This window comes from Evansella tamaricis (assembly GCF_019042215.1).
Taxonomy (GTDB): Bacteria; Bacillota; Bacilli; order Bacillales; family Salisediminibacteriaceae; genus Evansella; species Evansella tamaricis.
The window spans coordinates 44,563-65,769 of the sequence record NZ_JAHQCS010000178.1 but is presented as its reverse complement, the minus strand read 5'-3'; the positions used below and the strand labels follow the sequence as shown (position 1 = coordinate 65,769).

Annotated in this window: 19 protein-coding genes; 16 read left to right on the top strand and 3 right to left on the bottom strand. The window is 40.1% G+C overall.

Annotated elements, in window-relative coordinates:
• Positions 1–48: 48 nt before the first annotated feature.
• The 10 genes from miaB to hfq all read left to right on the top strand — a co-directional run bounded on the left by miaB (position 49) and on the right by hfq (position 11,840).
• Entirely contained in the window at positions 49–1,593 is a 1,545-nt protein-coding gene (gene miaB / locus KS419_RS22285) for a tRNA (N6-isopentenyl adenosine(37)-C2)-methylthiotransferase MiaB (protein WP_217069072.1), read from the top strand.
• On the top strand, positions 1,593–2,021 hold the full coding sequence (locus tag KS419_RS22280; RefSeq protein ID WP_217069070.1) for a YlbF/YmcA family competence regulator: 429 nt from the start codon (positions 1,593–1,595) through the stop codon (positions 2,019–2,021). The genes miaB and KS419_RS22280 overlap by 1 nt, the downstream gene beginning before the upstream one ends.
• 717 nt (positions 2,022–2,738) lie before the next feature.
• A complete protein-coding gene (locus KS419_RS22275; RefSeq protein ID WP_217069068.1) occupies positions 2,739–2,975 on the top strand; it encodes a hypothetical protein in 237 nt (78 codons plus the stop codon).
• Between the two features lie 289 nt (positions 2,976–3,264).
• On the top strand, positions 3,265–3,837 hold the full coding sequence (locus tag KS419_RS22270) for an outer spore coat protein CotE (RefSeq protein ID WP_217069067.1): 573 nt from the start codon (positions 3,265–3,267) through the stop codon (positions 3,835–3,837).
• A gap of 93 nt (positions 3,838–3,930) precedes the next feature.
• Complete coding sequence (locus KS419_RS22265; RefSeq protein WP_217069065.1) at positions 3,931–5,061, top strand: putative amidoligase domain-containing protein; 1,131 nt, start codon at positions 3,931–3,933, stop codon at positions 5,059–5,061.
• Positions 5,062–5,208: 147 nt separating this feature from the next.
• Positions 5,209–7,854, top strand: a complete 2,646-nt coding sequence (gene mutS, locus KS419_RS22260; protein WP_217069063.1) for a DNA mismatch repair protein MutS — start codon at positions 5,209–5,211, stop codon at positions 7,852–7,854.
• A gap of 18 nt (positions 7,855–7,872) precedes the next feature.
• Positions 7,873–9,840 (top strand): DNA mismatch repair endonuclease MutL, encoded by a 1,968-nt coding sequence (gene mutL, locus KS419_RS22255; protein ID WP_217069061.1) that lies wholly within the window; start codon positions 7,873–7,875, stop codon positions 9,838–9,840.
• Positions 9,841–10,629, top strand: coding sequence for a class I SAM-dependent methyltransferase (locus KS419_RS22250; protein ID WP_217069060.1), 789 nt, complete (start codon positions 9,841–9,843; stop codon positions 10,627–10,629).
• A 6-nt stretch (positions 10,630–10,635) separates the two neighbouring features.
• Positions 10,636–11,562, top strand: a complete 927-nt coding sequence (gene miaA, locus KS419_RS22245) for a tRNA (adenosine(37)-N6)-dimethylallyltransferase MiaA (protein WP_217069059.1) — start codon at positions 10,636–10,638, stop codon at positions 11,560–11,562.
• A gap of 47 nt (positions 11,563–11,609) precedes the next feature.
• On the top strand, positions 11,610–11,840 hold the full coding sequence (gene hfq / locus KS419_RS22240) for an RNA chaperone Hfq (protein WP_217069058.1): 231 nt from the start codon (positions 11,610–11,612) through the stop codon (positions 11,838–11,840).
• A 179-nt stretch (positions 11,841–12,019) separates the two neighbouring features.
• Here hfq and KS419_RS22235 read toward each other — a convergent pair whose 3' ends face one another.
• Positions 12,020–13,039 carry a tyrosine-type recombinase/integrase gene (locus tag KS419_RS22235; RefSeq protein WP_217069057.1) on the bottom strand — a complete coding sequence of 340 codons (1,020 nt, stop codon included), beginning with the start codon at positions 13,037–13,039 and terminating at the stop codon, positions 12,020–12,022.
• A 238-nt stretch (positions 13,040–13,277) separates the two neighbouring features.
• On the opposite strand from KS419_RS22235, the gene spoVK reads away from it, so the two are divergent.
• From spoVK to glnA, 4 genes are all read left to right on the top strand, one after another.
• On the top strand, positions 13,278–14,237 hold the full coding sequence (gene spoVK, locus KS419_RS22230; RefSeq protein ID WP_217069055.1) for a stage V sporulation protein K: 960 nt from the start codon (positions 13,278–13,280) through the stop codon (positions 14,235–14,237).
• A 19-nt stretch (positions 14,238–14,256) separates the two neighbouring features.
• Positions 14,257–15,543 carry a GTPase HflX gene (gene hflX, locus KS419_RS22225; protein WP_281419873.1) on the top strand — a complete coding sequence of 429 codons (1,287 nt, stop codon included), beginning with the start codon at positions 14,257–14,259 and terminating at the stop codon, positions 15,541–15,543.
• Entirely contained in the window at positions 15,536–16,810 is a 1,275-nt protein-coding gene (locus KS419_RS22220) for a methionine gamma-lyase family protein (RefSeq protein ID WP_217069054.1), read from the top strand. The genes hflX and KS419_RS22220 overlap by 8 nt, the downstream gene beginning before the upstream one ends.
• A 334-nt stretch (positions 16,811–17,144) precedes the next feature.
• Positions 17,145–18,482 (top strand): type I glutamate--ammonia ligase, encoded by a 1,338-nt coding sequence (gene glnA / locus KS419_RS22215; protein WP_217069053.1) that lies wholly within the window; start codon positions 17,145–17,147, stop codon positions 18,480–18,482.
• A gap of 117 nt (positions 18,483–18,599) precedes the next feature.
• On the opposite strand, the gene KS419_RS22210 is transcribed toward glnA, so the two are convergent.
• Both KS419_RS22210 and KS419_RS22205 read right to left on the bottom strand, forming a co-directional pair.
• Positions 18,600–19,760, bottom strand: a complete 1,161-nt coding sequence (locus KS419_RS22210) for a site-specific integrase (protein WP_217069052.1) — start codon at positions 19,758–19,760, stop codon at positions 18,600–18,602.
• A gap of 15 nt (positions 19,761–19,775) precedes the next feature.
• Complete coding sequence (locus tag KS419_RS22205) at positions 19,776–20,498, bottom strand: helix-turn-helix domain-containing protein (RefSeq protein ID WP_217069050.1); 723 nt, start codon at positions 20,496–20,498, stop codon at positions 19,776–19,778.
• A 167-nt stretch (positions 20,499–20,665) separates the two neighbouring features.
• Here KS419_RS22205 and KS419_RS22200 point away from each other — a divergent pair, with 167 nt between their 5' ends.
• Positions 20,666–20,944: a group-specific protein gene (locus KS419_RS22200; RefSeq protein ID WP_217069048.1), complete on the top strand. Its 279-nt coding sequence runs from the start codon at positions 20,666–20,668 to the stop codon at positions 20,942–20,944.
• A gap of 85 nt (positions 20,945–21,029) precedes the next feature.
• Entirely contained in the window at positions 21,030–21,176 is a 147-nt protein-coding gene (locus tag KS419_RS22195; RefSeq protein ID WP_217069046.1) for a hypothetical protein, read from the top strand.
• Positions 21,177–21,207: the final 31 nt, after the last annotated feature.

The window sequence follows — 21,207 nt, the reverse complement described above, 5'->3', positions numbered from 1 at the left end:
AAGTACAGTAAATGGTATACGATATTGAAATAAAGGAGTAATGTGACGATGAATGAACAACAGAAGAAACAACAAACGAAAGCAGTAGAATCTAACTCCGCGGACAAAAAATCCGGCCAGGGGAAAGACTTCTCTCAGTATTTTCAAACCACTTACATTCCACCAGATTTAAAGCAAGCAAAGAAACGTGGGAAAGCGGATGTGGAAATTCATTATGATTTTGAAATCCCGGAAGATATGAGGGAAATCGGAAGAGGGAAGAAGTTCCTCATTCGTACGTATGGATGTCAGATGAACGAGCACGACTCAGAAAATATGGCTGGGATTCTTTTAAACATGGGATTTGAAGCAACGTCTGATACGATGGATGCAGATGTCATTTTATTAAATACATGTGCCATTCGTGAAAATGCGGAAAACAAAGTTTTTGGAGAAATTGGTAACTTAAAACCAATTAAACGTGAGAGGCCTGAACTCATCATCGGAGTATGTGGCTGTATGTCTCAAGAGGAATCTGTTGTGAATAAGATTCTCCAAAAGCATCAGCAAGTAGACCTTATTTTCGGTACGCATAATATCCACCGACTTCCAACGTTATTAAAAAATGCGATTTTTAATAAGGAAATGGTTGTGGAAGTTTGGTCCAAAGAAGGGGATATTATTGAAAATATGCCCCGTGCCCGTAAAGGTCAAATACAAGGCTGGGTAAATATTATGTACGGCTGTGATAAATTCTGTACGTATTGTATCGTTCCATACACTCGCGGAAAAGAACGAAGCCGTAGGCCGGAGGATATCATTGAGGAGGTTCGTCACTTAGCTCGTAATGGCTATAAGGAGATCACTCTTTTAGGACAAAACGTGAATGCCTACGGGAAGGATTTAGAAGGGATGAATTACGGACTTGGGGATTTAATGGACGAAATCCGTAAAATTGATATTCCAAGGGTCCGGTTTACTACGAGTCATCCGAAGGACTTTGATGATCATTTAATCGAAGTATTAGCAAAGGGCGGTAACTTAGTGGAACATATTCACCTCCCAGTTCAAAGTGGAAACAGCGATGTTTTGAAATTAATGGCCCGTAAATATAATCGGGAAGAGTATGTTACATTAGCTAAAAAAATTAAGAAGGCCATCCCACATGCTTCTTTTACAACGGACATTATTGTCGGGTTTCCAAATGAAACGGAGGAGCAGTTTGAAGATACACTATCCCTAGTCCATGAAATGGAATACGATAGTGCATATACGTATGTTTATTCACCTAGGGAAGGAACACCGGCAGCTAAAATGGAGGATAATGTTCCCCTAGAAGTGAAAAAAGAACGTCTACAACGTCTTAATGCGGTTGTGAATGAAATCTCTGCAAGAAAAAATAAAGAATATGAAGGTCGGATTGTGGAAGTTCTTGTAGAAGGAGAAAGTAAGAAAAATCCAGATGTTTTAGCTGGCCGCACAAGAACAAATCGTTTAGTAAACTTTGAAGCACCAAAGTCCTGTATTGGTGAGATCGTATATGTTAAAATTACAGATGCAAAATCATGGTCGTTAAACGGCCAAGTCGTGGAAACGGTTGAGGTGACTAAATAATGGAGAAAACATATTCAAAGCAAGAAATTATTGATCAGGCAAAAGAACTGGCAAAAATGATTGCAGAAACAGAAGAAGTGGATTTTTTCAAGCGTGCGGAACTACAAATTAATGATAACCTTCGAGTTCAGGAAATCATAGCACAAATTAAATCCCTTCAAAAAGAAGCGGTTAATTTGCAGCATTATCAGAAAACAGAAGGACTAAAGGCTGTTGAGGATAAAATTGATGAACTTCAAGATGAGTTAGATCAAATCCCACTTGTTCGGGAATTTAAACAAACTCAAATAGATGTGAACCAATTACTTCAATTAGTAAGTACAACCATCTCAAACACGGTGACAGACGAAATCATTAAATCTGCTGGAGGAGATCTGTTAAAAGGGACGACAACCAAAAGTCCTTTTCACTCAGGGGATTGTCACTAATTGATATGAATAAAATGGAAGGTTCTCCAATTTAAATTGGAGGCCTTTTTTTAATAGGTAAGTATAAGTTTTTGCACCTTGGGGCATTGTCTAGCTCCAGCGTCTACTCGCATGGGAACTGAAAAAGTGGTGCTTTCCCACTTTTTCAGTCCCAAAGCAATGAGCGCAGCCGTCGCAATCATTAAAAAGCTTGATAGGAGCGGTTTTCTCCTATCAGGCGAGCGACGAGCGGAGCCATTGCCATATAAATAAATGGAACTGAAAAAGTGGTTTTAAACTTTTTCAGTTGCTTCTTAAACGCTACGGGGCACTTCGGAAGTGACAACTGAAGTCAAAGAGCGGACTTCTAGTAGTCATTCCTCCACTGCCCTACGCTCGTGATCTTAGGCGCTTACGCTTTTCTTGTTGTCTAGCTCCAGCGCCTACTCGCATGGGAACTGAAAAAGTGGTGCTTTCCCACTTTTTCAGTCCCAAAGCAATGAGCGCAGCCGTCGCAATCTTTAAAAAGCTTGATAGGAGCGGTTTTCTCCCATCAGGCGAGCTTAGCCATTGCCATACAAATATAAGGAACTGAAAAAGTGGTTTTAAACTTTTTCAGTTGCTTCTTAAACACTACGGGGCACTTCGGAAGTGACAACTGAAGTCAAAGAGCGGACTTCTAGCTACTTCCCCGAATTCGTTGTCCAACGAGCATTTACTTCACGAGGTAGCTTCGAGTTGCCTCAACGGACAGGACGTCCTAATATCGGGCATGCCACAGGACGTGGCGTTTTGCCCGATGAACGGACAGGACGTCCTAATATCGGGTATGCCACAGGACGTGGCGTTTTGCCCGATGAACGGACAGGACGTCCTAATATCGGGCATGCCACAGGACGTGGCGTTTTGCCCGATGAACGGACAGGACGTCCTACTATCGTTTTTACGCAGTGGACACTCCTATTAGAAAACTAAATCATCTTTTTTCCATTTCTATATCATCAATAGTGTATTTCTAACATATAAATAATTGAGCTATGGAGAATGGAGAGGAAATGGGAGAAAAATCGTTTTTCTCCAAAGAATTTGGCGGGAGATTCCCCCTTTAGGAACTATTTCTTACTTAACATCATAGATTGCAGTAGTCAAACATATTTTTATTATCACAATGGTCATTTGTCTTGCATAGGATGCAAGTGAAACCGTCTTATTTCTAGGATTTTCGTTTGCTGCGCATCAATCAATCGTTTGAGGAGGGAAAAGCATGTCACCAGCAGACAGAGAGCTTAACTACAGAGAGATTATTACGAAAGCCGTATGTGGAAAGGGAAGAAAGTTTTCTCAGGCAAGTCACGCCATTACTCCGGGAGAAAAACCAACAAGTATTTTAGGTTGTTGGATTATTAATCACAAATATCAAGCAACGAAAAAAGGAGATGCCATTGAGGTCCGTGGGAAATACGATATAAATATATGGTATTCCTACAGCAACAATACGAAAACGGATGTTGCAACGGAGACGGTTACCTACACAGATGTGGTACCACTCGCCATGCAGGACAAAAATGTCCTTTCCGATCAATTAGAGGTAATTGCCCGTGCTGTACAGCAGCCAAATACGTTAGAAGCAACCATTGCTGCTAATGGAACTGATGTGAATGTGCAAGTAGAACGGGAGTTCCTAGTGGAAGTGATCGGTGAAACGAAAGTCTGTGTTTATGTAAATCCAGATGGATGCGCAGATGACTGGGACGATAAAGTATGGGATTATGATGTGGAAGATGAAGACTTCGAAGACTTAGATCCAAACTTCCTCATGGGTGATTTAGAAGAATAGTTGACTAAGGAAGGAGCCCCGTCTTCTTCCTTATTTTCTTTTTACATGCACTTATTCAATGCACTGGAAAACAATCTTAAAAGGTGGTTAATAATGGTCAGAAAATCATATGAACTACATGGTATCAAATCAATGCAAGTACTTGAAAACGCCACACAATTAATAGTGGAAGGCTCAGAATTTTACCCACATAAGATTGCTATAAAAGAGGCAACAGGTGCGGATAGAAACTATACTCACGTCAATCGGACAACCTTTTCTCCATTATCTATCTCCAAGATCAACCAGTATTATTTAGGCCAGGAGATGTTGGACACAGCGATCATGACTGCGTATTACTGTCATATCCGTACATATTCTGTTCATGTTCAGAGAATTGGGAAGGAAATTGGTGTCATCTCTGTAAGGGATATGAAACAACGGGACATAACTGCAACTACCTATCCAGAGAAGGAACCGAATTCCACTTCCCTCCTTGGGGCAGATCTTGAGGTAATGATCTGGAACAAAACCAAACAGAAATTCGTTGCAATCCCCATGTCAAAAGATGGGGAAAAAAAGAAAATAGGAGCTGATCGTGCGCTCCTCCGTAAAGGGACTGCATTTTATCAGCCAATTATTGAATTGAGGGCAGTACCAAAGGCAACAGGGGAGGAGCTTCTCCACGAACTTCAACGCTTAAAACATCAATTAGAAACAAAGTCCAGCGAAAATCAGCTACAGGTCGTGTCAGAAAGTAATCCTGTTGGTCGATTTTTTATCGGCGGCCACTTCCATGTCTCTCATCAGCATGCAACATTTCGAAGGATATCCCAACTAGATGCATTGTTAACTTTACCCTTAAGTGCCTTTTGTTTTACAAAGGAGATAGAGCGCAGGGAAATGTATGGGATGCTTGGTGCAGCTAGGCTAAATCCTTATAATGGATTTGAATACCGCAGTTTACCGTCGTGGTATGATTTGATTGGAAGCGAAAACGAAATTTTTTTTCAATGGGTAGAATTTCTCCTCTTAGAACCGGATTTGCCAGATTATAGACTGCCTCCGCCGGTAGTTCGGGCTTATTATGAAGGAAATACAGTACGATTAAAAGAGGTGTCACTAATGTATCTTGAGGAACTTCGGCAAGTTTTAAACGTGACCGAAAAAAAAACGAGCGAAACGGCCTCCAAACGATTAGAGAGATGGATAGATTGGCTAAAAATGAGAGAGAGATTAACGTAACACGGGAAAAAATCGTATGTTATAATATCTGTGATAGAAAACGAAGCCGAGGTTTAGTTTAGTAGGGTTATTGCTTGAAATAGTCAATGATTCCTATACCATTTTACTAACCTTTTAGATTATAAAGTAGATAGTTGGGGGAGAACTATGTCAAAACAGACGCCGATGATTGAACAATATTTAAGAATTAAGGCACAGTATGAAGATGCCTTTTTATTTTTCCGTTTAGGGGATTTTTATGAATTGTTTTTTGAAGATGCCAAAAAGGCAGCGAAAGAATTGGAAATAACGTTAACAGGCCGTGGGAAAGGGGAAGGGGAGCGTATCCCCATGTGTGGCGTACCTTATCATTCCGCGGAACAGTATATCATACAACTTATAAAAAAGGGCTATAAAGTTGCCATCTGTGAGCAAACCGAAGATCCATCTCAGGCAAAGGGTGTTGTTCGGAGAGAGGTTGTTCAAGTAATAACTCCTGGAACCGTCATGGAAGGGAATTTGATTGAGGAGAAAAATAATAATTACCTTGTGTCTGTCAGCATTTTTCCAGGAGAAGTATTTGGAATTGCTTCCATTGATATGACTACCGGGGAATTTCTTGTAACAAAAGTGAACGGGTATGACTCACTCATTCATGAAGTGGCAGGTTATAAACCAAAGGAATTAGTCATTCCAACCGAATTATTAGATGAATATGAAAAGGATTTATCCCAACGACTTGGGGTCACCTTGTCTGTGGGAGATGGGATTTCCGAAGACGATAGTTTATTTTCTCAACTTCAGGATAAGGAATCAAAGATCGCATGCGGTCGCCTATTAAACTATTTATTACAAATAACAAAACGGTCGTTAGATCATCTACAGCCGGCAATGTTTTACTTACCGCAGGATTTCATGGGAGTGGATGTTCACTCCAAACGTAATCTGGAGTTAATTGAAACGATTCGGGACAAGAAAAAACAAGGATCACTTCTTTGGGTGTTGGATCAGACGGAAACAGCCATGGGTGGAAGATTGTTAAAACAATGGATAGAGCGGCCGCTCGTTTCTAAGGACCACATTGAGAAACGGCTTGGTCTCGTGGAAACCTTAATTGACCGTTTTTTTGAACGGGAGTCCCTTAAAGAACAATTGAATGGAGTATATGACTTAGAAAGGTTGTCTGGTAAGGTAGCTTTTGGAAACGTGAATGGTAGAGACATGATTCAATTAAAACGCTCCCTTCAACAGGTCCCAAGTATTTTTGAAACGGTAAATAGCCTTGGAAGTGAGTATGCAACGGAACTGATTGGACAAGCAGATAATTGCCAATCACTTAGGGAACTTCTTGAAACAAGCATACAGGAGGATCCCCCAGTGTCCATTACGGAAGGGAATATAATAAAGGATGGGTATCACGACGAACTGGATCACTATCGTGATGCCATGCGGAACGGAAAAACGTGGATTGCATCCTTGGAACAGAAGGAGAGGCAGGAAACGGGAATAAAGTCCTTAAAGATAGGTTTTAATAAAGTATTTGGCTATTACATTGAAGTAACAAAGGCCAATATACCTCATTTGCCGGAAGGTCGTTATGAACGGAAGCAGACTCTCACTAATGCTGAAAGATATATTACAGAAGAATTAAAAGAGCGGGAAGTATTAATTCTGGAAGCGGAAGAAAAAAGTGAAAAGCTGGAGTACGAACTTTTTATGGAGGTAAGAGAGAAAGTGAAGGAGTACATACGTCCTTTACAGAAACTTGCGTCTATTATAAGTACGATTGATGTTCTTCAAAGCTTTGCAGAAGTGGCAGAAAAAAACCATTATGTTAAACCAAAAATGGAGTCTGATGGAGACGTATCTATCGTGGAGGCCCGTCATCCGGTGGTAGAAAAAGTAATCGATCAAGGGGATTATGTTGCGAATGATATTCACTTAAACAAGGAGCGAGAAATGTTACTGATTACTGGCCCAAATATGGCAGGTAAAAGTACGTATATGCGCCAACTCGCACTCATTTCCATTATGGCACAAGTTGGTTCCTTTGTACCTGCAAAAGAAGCAGTTCTCCCTATATTTGATCAAATTTTTACTAGAATTGGGGCAGCGGATGATCTCGCCCAGGGACAAAGTACGTTCATGGTGGAAATGTTAGAGACAAAACATGCAGTCACAAAGGCCACTAAAGACAGTTTGATATTACTTGATGAAATTGGCAGGGGAACGTCCACCTATGATGGAATGGCACTGGCCCAGGCCATAATGGAATACATCCATCATGAAATTGGCGCAAAAACATTGTTTTCCACCCATTATCACGAATTGACAAGCTTGGCGGAAGAATTGCCAAAGCTGAAAAATGTCCATGTGTCAGCCATGGAGGAAAACGGGAAAGTGGTGTTTCTTCATAAAGTCATTGATGGAGCAGCAGACAGAAGTTATGGAATCTATGTTGCGGAGTTGGCAGAACTACCAGAGCAGCTCATTTCCCGCGCCAAATTGATACTACATGAATTCGAATCCGAGCAATATCCTGCAAAGCGTCCCTTAACGGATGAAAAGACAACCATGGATGAAATTGCAACGGCGAGGGAAGAAGTACTTCATCCCACTTCTCAGGATGTTGCCAACCAGCAACTCACTCTATTCGGGATCCAGGAAGAAGAGAAACGGGACAGGGGAAAAGGGTTAACGGTAAAGGAAAAATCAGTCCTAGAACACATCCAATCTTTAAACTTACTACACGTAACCCCAATCGAGGCAATTCAAGTATTGGATGAGATCCAGCGTAAATTGATGAAAAAATGATGGTGGTGGTGAACAGCAATGGGGAAAATCTATCAATTAAGTGATGAACTTTCGAATAAGATAGCAGCAGGTGAAGTAGTGGAACGGCCCGCGTCCGTTGTGAAGGAGCTTGTGGAAAACTCCCTTGATGCTAATAGTAAACAGATTCGGGTGGATGTAGAAGAGGGGGGTCTCTCTCTCATTCGAATTCTCGATGATGGGGATGGCATTGACGGGGAAGACCTTGAAACAGCATTTTATCGCCATGCAACCAGTAAAATCAGAGACGATCATGATCTGTTCCGCATAGCAACTCTAGGTTTTAGGGGGGAAGCACTTCCAAGTATTGCGTCCGTCTCCAAGCTCACGTTAAAGACGAGCGATGGTGTGGAGCACGGTCATGAGATCCGTCTTGAAGGTGGGAAAGTCGTCCATAAAGGGACAACTGGTGCTAGGAAGGGAACAGAGATTGCTGTCACAGATTTGTTCTATAATACCCCTGCCAGGTTGAAATACTTACGGACGGTTCATACGGAATTGGGGCATATATCAGATGTAATCAATCGAATGGCCCTCGCCCATCCAGAAGTGGCTTTCCATTTAACACATAACGGTAAGACGCTGCTGCAGACGACGGGGAATGGAGATCTTCTGCGTGTTATCTCTGCCATTTATGGAACACAGGTGGCGAAAGTGATGCTTCCGATCGAAGGGGAGACATTAGATTTTAAAGTGAGAGGTTATATTGCAAAACCGGAAGTAACACGTTCAAACCGTTCCTATATGTCAACGATTATTAATGGTCGGTATATTCGTAATTATCCACTGCTGAAAGCTGTTCAAGAGGGGTATCATACCCTTTTACCAATCGGAAAACATCCGATCGTTGTTTTGCACATTGAAATGGATCCGATCTTAATTGATGTTAACGTTCATCCTGCAAAATTGGAAGTCCGTTTAAGTAAGGAACAGGCACTGCAAGAACTTGTTACTTCATCTATTAAAACGATGTTTAAACAAACTCGCTTTATCCCTGAAGTTTCCCGTGGCCCTCAGAAAGAAAGAAAATCTTCAGAACAATTATCCCTTCAGATTATGCATGATTTGTTTTCCGAAGGGAGCACGAATAGTGCTGAAACGGTAGCGGCGTCATCAGGAGAAATGGATGAGCGTAGTCAATATCCAAAAGAAACGCCTTTAAATGAGAAAACAACAAGTTCTGGTAGTCTAAAGGGACCTGAATTTGGAAATAAATACAAAGAAACAGTGTCAACGGTAAAAGAAGACGATGATGAAGGGAGTCAAGAAGGTACAAAATCAAAACAGCCGGTGTCAACAACAGGGGATGAGGTAGTGGATGACCCTTATTCCCCCCAACGGGACACTTCATCGAAAGGGGACGTACTGCACTCGGGAAAAGAGGTCCCAGCACTCTATCCAATTGGACAACTCCATGGAACTTATATTTTGGCACAAAATGAGCAAGGACTGTTTATTATCGATCAGCACGCCGCCCAAGAGCGGATTAAATATGAGTATTTCCGTGACAAAATAGTGGAGGTGGATAAAAGCCTCCAAGATCTACTTGTTCCATTAACCTTTGAAATGACTCAGGCGGAAGAAGAAAGAGTAAAAGAAAAGGGAAATCTATTAGAAGAGGTGGGAATTCAATTAGAACCTTTTGGTACTAGGACCTACCTTGTTCGTTCTCATCCTACGTGGTTCCCGAAAGGACAGGAGCAGGAGATTATCGGTGAAATGCTTGAACAAATAAAACATCCAGATTCTCAGTCTGTGGATATAGGTAAAATTCGTGAAGAGGCTGCGATCCTCATGTCTTGTAAAGATGCCATCAAAGCAAACCGCTACCTGACACCTGATGAAATGTTCCGACTACTAGAAACATTACGGATGTGTGAAGAGCCGTATACATGCCCACATGGTAGGCCGGTTATTTTGCATTTTTCCACGTATGAAATGGAACGGATGTTCAAAAGGGTGATGTAGATGGAAGGAGTAATTGTCACAACTTCAGGCCGACCGTCTCAAAGGATACTAGAACGGGCTTTGGCCATCAGTAAGCAATTACAAGTTCCCTTTATCCAACGGAAGAAACGATCTGTTCCGACTATGAAAACAATCTATCACAGTAATGTCCTTGTTGTGGAAGAGGATAGATTAACCTTCCATTCTAGAGGGGAACAGAAGCCGTTCTTTTTTCATCCGAATGCTGCTATGTTTCGGGCGAAGCATTGGTTAAAGACAAGGGAAGATCCCATGGTCCATGCCTGTGGTTTAACAAAAGGGGATCGCATTTTTGATGCCACCCTTGGCCTTGGATCCGATGCTATTTTAGCCAGTTTGGCTGTGGGCCAGAGTGGTAGAGTTATAGGGGCGGAAAAGTCTAAAATAATCTCCTTTATTGTGGGAACTGGATTAAAAGAGTATGTCAGTTACGTGCCGAAGGTTGATGAAGCGTTAAGAAGGATTGAGGTTCTTTCTGTCAACCATCTGGACTGGCTCGTAAACGCTCCAGACCATTCTGTAGATGTCGTATACTTTGATCCCATGTTTGAGGAATCTGTAACTGGTTCCGATGGGTTTGAACCAATTAGGATACATACTGCTATGGAGACGATATCGGAACAGGCCGTTCTGGAAGCGAAAAGGGTGGCTAGAAAGCGGGTTGTATTAAAGGATCATTTCAGGAGTACGCGCTTTCAAACATTAGGATTCCATGTGGATGTCCGGCTATCTGCCACATTTCATTACGGAACAATAGAACTGGAAGATTAGGTGATCATGGTGAGAAAAAAATTGGTTGTCATTGTCGGTCCCACTGCTGTTGGGAAAACAGCAACAGGAATCTCTTTGGCAAAATCGTTTCAAGGCGAAATTATTAGCGGAGATTCGATGCAAATTTATCGTGGGATGGATATAGGAACGGCTAAAGTTTCTGAAGAAGAGATGGAGGGTATCCCCCATTATCTCATTGATATAAAAGAACCTACAGAGAGTTTTTCTGTGGCAGAGTTTCAAGAACTGGCGAAGAAAAAGATAATGGATATCACTCATCGGGGAAGAACACCCTTCATCGTTGGAGGAACAGGCCTTTATGTGAACTCCGTTATCCATGACTATGACTTCTCCGAATCCGTAGGGGATCCATCTCTTCGGTTAAAATATGAGCGATTTGCCGAGGAACACGGAAAGGAATCACTTCACTACCTGTTAAAGGAAGTTGATCCTGAAAGCTTTAAGGCACTTCATCCGAATAATGTCCGTCGGGTGGTTAGGGCTCTTGAAGTTTATGAGTTGACGGGACAAAGAATTGGAGAGCGCCCCGACCAACCGTTGGAATCCCCGTACGATACTACGGTTATTGGTTTAACAATGGACCGGGACGAGTTATACAAGAGAATTAATTATAGAGTGGATCTGATGATAGAACAGGGTCTGCTAGAAGAAGCAAGGGAGTTATATCATAAAGGAGTCATTAACTGCCAGTCCGTTCAAGCGATCGGGTATAAAGAAATCTATAGTTACTTACAGGGAAAAATCTCTTTAGAGGAATCCATCGAAATGCTAAAACAAAACTCAAGGCGTTATGCTAAACGGCAATTAACCTGGTTTCGGAATAAGATGGACATCACTTGGTTTGATATGACACAGAACCGTAAAAAAAAGCTTGAAGAAATTCATCAATTTGTGGAAGGAAAGTTGTTTTAAATATCGAATATAGATAATAATGTGATAAGAGGGAGGCCTACAAGACAATGAAACAGCCAGTTAACATTCAGGATCAGTTTTTAAATCAGTTGAGAAAAGAAAATATTCCAGTGACGGTTTTCTTATTGAACGGATTCCAACTTCGAGGATTTATAAAAAGTTTTGATAATTTTACCGTGATCCTAGATACCGATGGGAAGCAGCAGCTCGTGTATAAACATGCGATCTCCACTTTCTCGCCTCAACGAAACGTTCAACTTAATCAAGAAGGTAACTAATTAAAAGGCGTTCCTACAGAAGTATACGGTAGGAACGCCTTTTTAACTGGGCTTGGAAACTGTGAAACTGAAGGATAAGTTTACTTGGCTATTTTAAAAGAGAATGCATAAGTTTTTGCACCTTTGGGCATTGTCTAGCTCCAGCGCCTACTCGCTGCGGGGCACTTCGGAAGTGACAACTAGAAGTCAAAGAGCGGACTTCTGTTGTCATTCCTGCACTGCACTGCCCTACGCTCGTGACTATAGGCGCTGGAGCTTTTCTTTTCTTTCCATTGTTTTTCCACGGACTTGATCGGTTGGATCGTTTCAAAGGCCAATTCTTTACGGAGTTCTTCTATATTTCTTCCTTTAGTTAACTCTGTTAGTATATACGTTTTTCGTAATTGTTGCGCCGTATGGTGGCGTGACAAACCTGCCCGTTTAATTTCCTGTCGAATCATTTTTTGCATGGCCACCTCTGATAATCCTTTAGGGGCATCAGCATCATAATCCCAGCGATATGTTCCTCTTTGATAATCAAAAGCAATAAAAAAAGGGGAGGGGTCATACCGTCCTGGGCGTACAGCTTCCGGGATCGTCATATAATATTCAAACATTTTCTTCCGGTCTTCCGGTTGGATAGTCCGTTTCCTCACTTTTCCCTTCCGGCTTAATAAAACAATTTCATTGGAGGCGAAATGGATCCTGTCCACAGTTAAAGTAGTTAATTCTTGAATGGTTACACCATAGAATAGAATGAGACGGAAAATAACTTCATTACGGCCCCGGATAAGATGACGGTATTTTTGCTGGTTATCCGTTAGTCCCCGGTTAGAGACTACCGTGGAAAAAAGATTTTTTATTTCTTTATTTGATAAAAAAGGATTGTTATCCGTTTTTCTGTTTTGTAACGTATTTTGAATATACCCTTCCAGAAGGGTCACTTGCTCCTCCTGGTCCATGAATTTCAACCATTGTTTTAAAACGGACAAAATCCGCCGAATTGTATTATGGGAATATCTCACCCCTTTATGTAAATAGGAATAATAGGAGTAAAGTTCTTCATTGGTGGGTAACTCAATGGATACAGGGGGAGTTCTGATACTCTCGAGCCAGCTGTGAAACTGTTTTAAGTCATAAGCATAACGTTTTAATGTGCTCTGTTGCTTTTTTTCCTGTAAAGATAATAAAAAGCGATCCATACCATGGATGAGTTTCATTCGTTTCACTCCTTTGTATTCAACATATTTTTATTATATTCCAACAATTCCCACTTGTCTTGCATTTGCCTTTATTCTATGACGTTAACTTGATAGTAAAATATACTCTAGTTATTGATTATGAAAAAGGGATGAGATAAAAGCGATTGGAATGGGCTTTTGTCACGTGTACGATGAAATTGCGTATAGTAGTTGTGAGAGAGATGTTTCCACTATACAATAGAGGATGGTGACCTCGTTGGAACAAGCAGCACGAATGAGAAAAAGAGGGCAAATTAATGTTGTACTAAAGAAGTATCCAGATCAAGAGCATGCTCTCCTCTCCCATCAAGAAACGGATGTTTTAGAAAAGCCAGAACATGTTGCGTATAAAAAAATGCAACAGGAGTTAAATGAATTCATTGGACTGAAAAATATTAAGGATTTCATGAAAGAAATTTATGCCTGGTTATATTTAAATCAAAAACGCCAGGATGAAGGTTTAAAGGCTGGTAAACAAGTTCTTCACATGGTTTTTAAAGGGAATCCTGGCACTGGCAAAACAACTGTTGCTCGTCTCATTGCCAAGATGTTTAAAGAGATGGGAGTTTTAGAAAAAGGCCATTTGATTGAAGCGGAAAGGGCCGATCTCGTGGGAGAATATATTGGTCATACGGCACAAAAAACCCGGGAACTTGTTCAAAAGTCCCTTGGAGGCATTTTATTTGTAGACGAAGCGTATTCCCTCGCCCGTGGTGGTGAGAAAGACTTTGGAAAGGAAGCTATTGATACATTAGTGAAATCTATGGAGGATCAACAGCACTCCTTTGTTTTAATTTTGGCAGGATATCCAAAAGAAATGGACCGATTTTTAAAACTTAATCCAGGTCTCCCATCCAGGTTTCCCATGAAAGTTACTTTCCCTAATTATACAGTGAAGGAATTATTGCTTATGGCAAAGAAGATGGTCAAGGAACGGGATTATCAATTAGATAATAGAGCAGAGGATACGTTAAAGGATCTCTTAACGTATACGAAAGAAAAACAAGAAGAACACTTTAGTAACGGGCGTTTTATCCGTAATTTATTGGAGCGGTCCATTAGATCTCAAGCTGTACGTCTTCTAGAAGAAGGAAAATTTGAGAAAGTAGATTTAATGACGATAAAAAGTGTAGATTTGACAAAAGCTTTTCATCATACAGACGTAAGGATCGAATGAGGTAAGGGAGGTATATGATTTGGAGAAGGAAATACAAGTAAAAGAAGAACGTGTTTTATTAGTAGGGGTCAACACTCCAGAGATGGCAGAAGAGGATTTTTCCTACAGAATGGAAGAATTGGCAGCATTGACGAACACTGCAGGGGGAATCGTTGTTACGGAAATCTCACAGAACCGCGATCGTCCAGACCGGGCTACTTATATTGGAAAAGGAAAAGTGCAGGAAGTTAAGGCTGTTATGGAAGAACTGGAGGTGGAGTTGATCATCTTTAATGATGAACTCTCCCCTTCCCAGACAAGAAATTTAACAGCAGAACTAGATGATGTGAAAATCATCGATCGGACTCAACTTATCCTCGATATTTTTGCAAAACGTGCCAGGTCGAAAGAAGGAAAACTGCAGGTGGAACTTGCTCAACTGAGTTATTTGTTACCACGATTAAGGGGACAGGGTCTTTTGCTCTCCCGTTTAGGTGGTGGAATTGGTACGAGGGGGCCAGGGGAAACACAACTGGAAGTGGATCAGCGTCATATTCGCGACAGGATGACAGATATTCGAAGACAATTGGAACAAATCGTCTCCCACCGAGAGCGGTACCGCAGCAGAAGAAAGAAAAATCAGGCCTTTCAAATTTCCCTTGTGGGTTATACCAATGCAGGGAAGTCCACGCTTCTGCATAAATTGGCAAAGGCCGATGTACATATGGAAAACCAATTGTTTGCAACTCTGGACCCTACGACGAAAAGGTTAAAGCTGTCATGCGGGATGGAAGTGTTGTTAACAGATACCGTAGGATTTATTCAACAATTACCCACGTCTTTAATTGCTGCCTTTCGCTCTACACTGGAGGAAGTTCAGGAAGCAGATTTACTGCTCCATGTGGTGGATAGTGCGAATCCTGATTATCCAAATCATGAGAAGACAGTCAACAAATTATTAAAGGAACTTTCCGCAGATCAAATATCTATGTTAACCGTTTATAATAAACGGGACTTACTAGAGGGGGATTTCTTTTCTGTTTCGGAAGGACCGACAACCTTAATCAGTGCCAATGACGTGGAAGATCTGGACAAGCTAAAAATGAAAATTCAATCCATTATGGAAGAAAATTTCTCTCCATATATCATTCATTTAGAATCATCAGAAGGAAAATGGCTTCATCGCCTGCAAAAGGAGACCATTTGTGTGGAACAAAGATTTGCAGAAGACAAGGAAGAGTATATTATCAGAGGATACGCTCCGCCTGAATCAGCCATTTACCATGAAATGCAGATGAGGACAACAGAGGAGACAGGACATGAATGAACAACTTATAGAAAATAAACTGCAGGAGGTTATTACTGCAGTTGAAAGGGGCCTCCAACAGGCTTTTTTGGAACGGGAAAAAATAAGCGAACACAATCAACGGAAAGTCTTAAAGGCCTTTCGTGACAACGAAGTATCTGAATTCCATTTTCAAGCGTCTACTGGGTACGGTTATGATGATGTGGGGAGGGAGACGTTAGAAAACATTTACGCTCATGTGTTCGGTGGTGAAAAAGCCATCGTAAGGCCTCAAATCGTATCAGGAACACATGCCATCAGTACGGCCCTTTTTGGATTACTGCGCCCAGGTGATGAATTACTATATATTAGTGGAAAACCTTACGATACATTGGAAGAAGTAATTGGGCTTAGGGGAGATACGAGCGGTTCTCTTCTTGATTTTGGAATTACATATAATTATGTTCCATTAAAAGATGGAATGGAAGTAGATTTCAAGGCAGTCCAAGAACAAATCAGCGGGAAGACAAAAGTCATCGGCATCCAACGGTCTAAAGGCTATGACTCCCGTCCATCTTTCACGGTGGAACAAATCGGGGAAATGGTATCCTTTGTTAAGGAAATTAAAAGTGATGTTGTGGTTTTCGTAGACAATTGTTATGGGGAGTTTGTGGAGAGAAAAGAACCTGGAGATTTGGGTGTTGACGTCGTTGCAGGTTCTTTAATTAAAAATCCAGGGGGAGGCATTGTGAAAACTGGCGGCTATTTAGTCGGTAAAGAAACGTATATTAGACAATGTGCCAATCGTTTAACTGCTCCTGGAATCGGACGGAAAGGGGGAGCTTCTCTTTATAGTTTATTGGAAATGTACCAAGGGCTGTTCCTTGCACCCCACGTAGTCCATCAGGCGGTGAAAGGAGCAATGTTTACAGCAAAACTCTTACAGGAAATCGGTATGGAAACCGCTCCTTCTTGGGATGCGGTAAGAACGGATCTCATCCAATCTGTTTCCTTTCCTACGAAGGAGACAATGATTGCTTTTTGTCAGGCGATTCAAGCTGCTTCTCCTGTGGACGCCCATGTTAAACCACACCCTAGTCCAATGCCCGGCTACGAAGATGACGTCATAATGGCAGCGGGAACATTTATACAGGGTGCCAGTATCGAACTAACGGCAGACGGTCCGATTCGGCCTCCATATACTGCATATGTCCAAGGTGGTCTAACTTATGAACACGTAAAGATAGGTGTATCAGATGCAGTATTATCTCTTCTTAAGCAGGGGCTATGGGAGATAAAAAGTATCTAAACATAAAAGTAACATTGGAAGTTGGTAAAAAAATAATTAGAACATTCATCGAACAAGTTTTGTATATTAGTATCGGTTAAGGGGATTTTATTATCGTGTCGAATAGACATGTCATAACACTTTACAAAGGACTAACATGGTTTGTCAGAAAAATTACCATGTTAGATTATCTGACATCATTTAACACAAGTCTTCCCATCTCCGTTACTATATACATAACACGAGGAAAAGCGAACAAAAAACATAGATAATAACTTATTGTTACCAAACTGTTCGTGATGGGGATGAAAGTTATCCTTGTAGAAAACCGATATTGAAGGAGGAGTTAAACGAAATGAGTAAATTCTCAAAAGACGACATTTTAAAAATGGCGAAAGAGGAAAACGTAAGGTTTATTCGACTTCAGTTTACTGACTTGCTTGGTATAATTAAAAACGTTGAAATTCCAGTGGATCAACTTCCAAAAGCACTTGACAACATGATGATGTTTGATGGATCATCCATTGAAGGATTCGTTCGAATTGAAGAATCTGATATGTACTTATATCCGGATCTAGACACGTGGGTAATCTTCCCATGGACACAGGAAAAAGGAAAAGTTGCCCGTTTAATCTGTGACGTTTACAATCCAGACGGAACTCCGTTTGCTGGTGACCCGCGCGGATCTCTTAAAAAGGTTCTTCAAGAAGCAAAAGCTATGGGATTCTCTGACTTTAACATTGGTCCTGAGCCAGAGTTCTTCCTTTTCAAAGTTGACGAAAAAGGTGAACCTACACTAGAACTAAACGACAAAGGTGGATATTTCGATTTAGCACCAACTGACTTAGGGGAAAACTGCCGTCGTGATATCGTTCTTGAGTTAGAAGACATGGGCTTTGAAATTGAAGCATCCCACCATGAGGTTGCTCCTGGACAACACGAAATTGACTTTAAATATGCAGATGCAGTAACAACTTGTGACAACATTCAAACGTTTAAACTAGTTGTAAAAACAATTGCACGGAAGCATGGATTACACGCGACATTTATGCCAAAACCATTGTTCGGTGTTAACGGAAGCGGAATGCACGCTAATATGTCTCTATTCCGTGGGGAAAAAGAGAATGCATTCTTTGATCCAGATGCTCCAGGTCAATTAAGTGAAACGGCAATGCAATTCCTTGGAGGAATTTTAACACACGCTAGATCATTTACAGCGATTACAAATCCAACTGTAAACTCTTATAAGCGTTTAGTTCCAGGATACGAAGCACCTTGTTATGTTGCATGGTCCATGCGTAACCGGTCTCCATTAGTGCGTATTCCATCTTCTCGCGGGTTAAGTACTCGAATCGAAGTTCGTAGTCCCGATCCGTCAGCAAACCCTTATCTTGCAATGGCAGCAATGCTTGCAGCAGGGCTAGATGGTATCCGAAACAAAATTGCTCCTCCAAAAGCTACTGACCGTAATATTTACGCGATGGATCTTGACGAGAGAGAAGCAGAAGGAATCGATGCATTACCATCCACGTTAAAAGAAGCAATTGATGAGTTAAGAACAAACGAAGTGATTACAGAATCTCTTGGTGAGCACGTTTTAGAACATTTCATCGAAGCGAAAGAAATCGAATGGGATATGTTCCGTACGCAAGTACATCCATGGGAACGCGAGCAGTACATGACGGTTTATTAATAAGAAAAGTCTTAGAGCCACAACGGTTCTAAGACTTTCTTTTTGTGGGTGGATTGTTTAGAATTTAAACCAATGCTTGTCTACCCACGAAACGCCCACAAAGTAGAGTAAAAAAAATTAATCTTTAAGAATATTGTCCATGTAACTCTCATATTTATTTAGGTTATCCTGTTCTAGTCGTTTGCTAATGTGTGAATAAACATCACTTGTAATAGAGATTGATTTATGACCTAATCTTTCTTGTACGTATTTCATATCTGCTCCTGCTTCAAGAAGAATTACAGCGTGACTATGTCTTAATGCATGTATAGGCATTTTAGTGATTCCCGCACGTTTTAAAATGCGCTCAAATGCATTAAAGAGAGAAGATTTAGGCATGAAGTTTCCGTCTTCTCTACACAGTACCAAATTAAGATCATGATGATATGTTTCATTCATCGTGAGTTTATTTTGATTTTGCCATTTAAGATGGAATTGTAATTCGTGTGCCAAAGATTTGCTTATAGTGATTTTCCTTTTTGAATGGTATGTCTTTGTATCCCCAAACAATTCTTCTTTGTTTTTAGCTTGGAAATCTAAACTTTTTTCTATTCTTATTGTACCATTAGCTATATCTACGTCAGACCAACATAAAGCAGCCGCCTCACCTTTGCGAAGACCAGTCTCTAATAGAACCTTAAAAAAGATATAGTAGGGGTATCCGTACTGTCTAGCGCACAGTAAGAAATGTGAAATATCTCCTGATTCCATATATTCAAGTCTTTTATCTTTATTTTCTTTTTTTACTTTAGGAATAATAGCACCATCACATGGGTTGGTGGTTATTTTTTTTCGTGTAACGGCTAATTTCATTGCGCCATTCATTGAGTTGTGAACAATTTCTATAGTGCGTTTGCTATACCCTTTATCGGCCATATGATTTAAAAATTCTTGATACTTTGCCGGTTTTATCTCATCTAATTTAATTTTGTCTTTAAAATAAGGAACAATATGATTCTTTACTGCAAATTCATGAGATTGTATAGTGTTTTTTCTAATATCTTTGTTTTTAATAACACCTTCTAACCATTCATTAACAATAAAATGTTTTAATGTCACTTGCTTGTCCATTTCAAAGCCTTCATTAATTTTTTGCTCCATTTCTTGAGCAGCTTTCTTCGCTTCAGGCTTAGTTGAGAACCCTCTTTTTGATTTCTCTTTCCAACTATCGGTGATGGGGTCTTTGTAACGAATACGGTACTCCCACTTCTTATCCGAATGTTTTTTAAAGCTTGCCATTACTTTTCCTCCTTATCATAATTCTTTTATTAGTTTCTTTTGACGAGGTTTGCCAAATGCAATTTTCTCTCGTTCTACACGGTTTATTTCTTCATACAAAGTGTTTAGAACTTTTGTTAACCCTCTGTTGTCTAAAATAGATAAGTTTTCTGAATGGAACATTAATAAGAATCTATATAAAGTTACATTAGTAGCCATAGAATTAAATGATTTACTCAACCCGTTAATCATTTTTGATCCATTTTGAGGGTCGTGTTCTTTTAAATTATTTAACACTTTATTTATATCGTTAATGTCTGCTTTCATAATTTCATAAATAAATTCCATTCCACTTTGTTCTTCGATCTCTTTATTTTTTTTCTTGCGCTCTTCAGTTTCGATATAGTTTTTCGTACTTTGATTCCAATCATCGTATTGTTGCTCCGTATACTCCCAATCAGGGTTTTCGTATCTCTCGATCATTAAAGCTTCTTCGTGAGCTTCTCGTTCAGGAGATAGGAAACCGAAATGTTCCAAGTAATCCTCGATTTTCTTTTCCTCAATCTCTAGTTGTTTAAATACCTCATATAACACACTATAATCAGGTTTTTTATTTCTATTGTTCTCGATTTGACTTATATATGCGTCACTTTTACCAACAGACCTAGATAATTCAATGGAATTTATCTTTTTATGCTTTCTCAATTTTTTAATAAAATCACCAATTTCTCCCTCGAAATTTAGTAAGTATTTTTGCATAATTTATCACCTCTATAACGGATAATATCATATTACAACCTATAATTCAATTTAATGAACTTAAAAATATATCATAGAATATAATGGTATACATAATATATATATTGACCTATATTATAGTTCGTGATATTATGTATTTATCAAGTGAATGAAGGGGGTGAAACGAGATGATAAATCTACAGATTGATGATGCTGAAGTAAAAAACATGTACATGAACAAACTTGATGAACGTATGAGAGAGCTTGATCTTGAACTAGTGTACTGGGATCGCAAAGAATTACTCCGCAGAACTTGCATGAGCTGGAACTTTATCCAGGAACAATTCTTCTATGATGAGGAGTTCAAAAAGTTACGTTTTAAAGTAGGGAGTAAGTGGTTCTTTAAAGCACGTGAGACCCAACAATTTTTACTTAAGTGGTTAGAGGAAAATGGGAAAGTCAGCTAATACATATTGCAATACATAGATTACTAGTTTGATAGCAATACATACCATAAAACATACCTAATCCAAATAGAAAGGAGGTCATTCAATGAGAAAACTAGGACAAGATTATAAATCATCATACAATAACTTATCTGTTGAAGATCACGAAGAACTTTCAGCAGCCTATAAACAATTTACTGGAACAGACTTACCTGTTTTAGATCATTATGTACAATGCGTTTTAAAGGGTTAAATGTTAAGGGGGTACTTATACCCCTCAGATA

Coding starts and splice junctions, on each gene's coding strand:
- miaB (WP_217069072.1), top strand. CDS start 49: ATGAATGAACAACAGAAGAAACAACAAACGAAAGCAGTAGAATCTAAC.
- KS419_RS22280 (WP_217069070.1), top strand. CDS start 1,593: ATGGAGAAAACATATTCAAAGCAAGAAATTATTGATCAGGCAAAAGAA.
- KS419_RS22270 (WP_217069067.1), top strand. CDS start 3,265: ATGTCACCAGCAGACAGAGAGCTTAACTACAGAGAGATTATTACGAAA.
- KS419_RS22265 (WP_217069065.1), top strand. CDS start 3,931: ATGGTCAGAAAATCATATGAACTACATGGTATCAAATCAATGCAAGTA.
- mutS (WP_217069063.1), top strand. CDS start 5,209: ATGTCAAAACAGACGCCGATGATTGAACAATATTTAAGAATTAAGGCA.
- mutL (WP_217069061.1), top strand. CDS start 7,873: ATGGGGAAAATCTATCAATTAAGTGATGAACTTTCGAATAAGATAGCA.
- KS419_RS22250 (WP_217069060.1), top strand. CDS start 9,841: ATGGAAGGAGTAATTGTCACAACTTCAGGCCGACCGTCTCAAAGGATA.
- miaA (WP_217069059.1), top strand. CDS start 10,636: ATGGTGAGAAAAAAATTGGTTGTCATTGTCGGTCCCACTGCTGTTGGG.
- hfq (WP_217069058.1), top strand. CDS start 11,610: ATGAAACAGCCAGTTAACATTCAGGATCAGTTTTTAAATCAGTTGAGA.
- KS419_RS22235 (WP_217069057.1), bottom strand. CDS start 13,039: ATGAAACTCATCCATGGTATGGATCGCTTTTTATTATCTTTACAGGAA.
- KS419_RS22220 (WP_217069054.1), top strand. CDS start 15,536: ATGAATGAACAACTTATAGAAAATAAACTGCAGGAGGTTATTACTGCA.
- glnA (WP_217069053.1), top strand. CDS start 17,145: ATGAGTAAATTCTCAAAAGACGACATTTTAAAAATGGCGAAAGAGGAA.
- KS419_RS22210 (WP_217069052.1), bottom strand. CDS start 19,760: ATGGCAAGCTTTAAAAAACATTCGGATAAGAAGTGGGAGTACCGTATT.
- KS419_RS22205 (WP_217069050.1), bottom strand. CDS start 20,498: ATGCAAAAATACTTACTAAATTTCGAGGGAGAAATTGGTGATTTTATT.
- KS419_RS22200 (WP_217069048.1), top strand. CDS start 20,666: ATGATAAATCTACAGATTGATGATGCTGAAGTAAAAAACATGTACATG.
- KS419_RS22195 (WP_217069046.1), top strand. CDS start 21,030: ATGAGAAAACTAGGACAAGATTATAAATCATCATACAATAACTTATCT.